This is a genomic window from Candidatus Darwinibacter acetoxidans (genome assembly GCF_041936445.1).
Lineage (GTDB): Bacteria > Bacillota > Limnochordia > Darwinibacteriales > Darwinibacteriaceae > DTU010.
Map to the genome: position 1 here is coordinate 1 of NZ_JBHGXH010000017.1, position 1,139 is coordinate 1,139.

The 1,139-nt window shown below is 62.7% G+C and carries 2 protein-coding genes; both read left to right on the forward strand.

The features are described from left to right. The coding region (locus ACE4YL_RS00490) for an ATP-binding protein (RefSeq protein ID WP_461368987.1) at positions 1-623 on the forward strand (623 nt) is incomplete at its 5' end. Next, the coding region (locus ACE4YL_RS00495; RefSeq protein ID WP_461368988.1) for a glucosaminidase domain-containing protein at positions 620-1,139 on the forward strand (520 nt) is incomplete at its 3' end. The genes ACE4YL_RS00490 and ACE4YL_RS00495, both read left to right, overlap by 4 nt.

The following is a 1,139-nucleotide window of genomic DNA, read 5'->3' on the forward strand; positions in this document are numbered from 1 at the left end:
GGCAAAGGGAGGCCCGCGAAAAGCAGGAGCGCATGAACCGGCTCTTTGAGAACTCTGGCCTGGGGCCGCGCTTCGGGCGCTGCAGCTTCGACACCTGGAAGCCGCTGCCCGGCACCGAGGCGGCCCACCGGACGGCAACCCTCTACGCCAAGAACCTGCGGGAGAACATCGCCAAAGGAAAAGGCTTTCTCACTTTCGGCCCGCCCGGCAACGGCAAGTCTCACCTGGCCGCCGCTATAACCCGCGAGGCCCTGGGCCGAGGTTATACCGCCGTCTTTGAGCGCGTTCCCCGGCTGCTTTCCCGGATCCGGGCGACCTACCGCGACGGATCGCTTGTAAGTGAAGGCGAGATCATGCGGGCGCTGACCCGGGCGGACCTGCTGGTCCTGGACGATGCGGGCGCCGAAAAGTGGACCGAATGGACGGAGCCGACACTCTACACCATCATCGACGAGCGCTACAGCTACGAGAGGGCGCTGATCATCACCACCAACAGCACCCTCGAAGAGTTGGAGCAGAAGATCGGCGATAGGGCGATGGATAGAGTGCTTGAAATGTGCGAGATCGTGGAGAACCGGGGCAAGAGCTACCGAAAAATGAAAGCGGAGGGGTTGATCAAGTGAAGCGCTGGCAATATCTTCTTTTCTCCACCGCCCTGGCCGTGATCGTCCTATCTGTCGGCACCGGTAGCTACCTGGCCATCGTCCGGCAGGAGCGGCTCGAAGCGCTGGAGCAGACGGAGCGGGACGCTGAGGCATACCTGGAGCAGCTTCGGGAGGTGAGAGAGCAGCTACGGGAAGCTGAAGAGCATCTGGAAGCGCTGGAAGATATGCTCCTCAACTTGCACCAGATGCAGCAGATTGCGGAACGGTCGGCTGCGCCACCGCGCGACGGCCGGATTACCCTGGCTACCATGCCGCTAACTACGCCCTCCGGCTTTACGGCGGAGCGCCTGGAGATGGCGCTTGCTGGAACTGCACTGGCCGGCCTGGGACAAACCTTCTATGGCGCCGAGAAAGCATGCGGCATAAACGCCGTCATCCTCGCCGCGATCTGCGCCCATGAATCGGGTTGGGGAACGTCAAAGCTGGCCCGGGAGAAGGGAAACCTTGCTGGCCTGGGTGCTTACGATGGCGCCG